Origin of the sequence: Neisseria sp. P0006.S004 (assembly GCF_051963015.1) — a bacterium.
Lineage (GTDB): Bacteria > Pseudomonadota > Gammaproteobacteria > Burkholderiales > Neisseriaceae > Neisseria.
On sequence record NZ_JBQCUS010000023.1, the window covers coordinates 1 to 605 of the forward strand.

Consider the following 605-nt stretch of genomic DNA (forward strand, 5'->3'; position numbering starts at 1 on the left):
GCCAAAACCACCGTTGACACCAAAGGCCTGACCTTCAACGGCGACAGCGGCAGCACTAATATCGAAAAACTCGGCTCCACCGTGACCGTTGCCGGTGACGACAACATCACCACCGAAGCCCAAGACGATAAAGTGACCGTTAAGCTGAACAAAGACCTGGTTGTAGACAGCGTCAAAGCCGGCGACACCACCGTGAACAACGACGGTGTGAAAGTAGGCGACGATGTCGCATTGACCCAAGACGGTGTTAAAGCAGGTGATGTCAAACTGACCAAAGACGGTTTGAACAACGCCGGCAACAAAGTGACCAACGTAGCCGCCGGTACCGAAGATACCGACGCTGTTAACTACGGTCAGCTGAAAGAGACCAACGCCAATGTGGCCAAAGGTCTGAACATTGCCGCCGACAACGGTAACGACGACAACGTCCAACTGGGCGAAACTGTTGCCTACCGCAGCAGCGACAAAAACATCGTGACTACCGTGTCCGACAACCAGATTGACTTCAAACTGGCCAAAGACATCACTGTTGACAGCGTCACCGCAGGCGACAGCAAACTGAATTCAGACGGCCTCACCATTACCGGTGGTCCGAGTGTGACCAA

At 53.7% G+C, this 605-nt stretch carries 1 pseudogene; it reads left to right on the forward strand.

The features are described from left to right. A pseudogene (locus tag ACTHR2_RS10520) lies at window positions 1–605 on the forward strand (hypothetical protein); the annotation flags it as partial.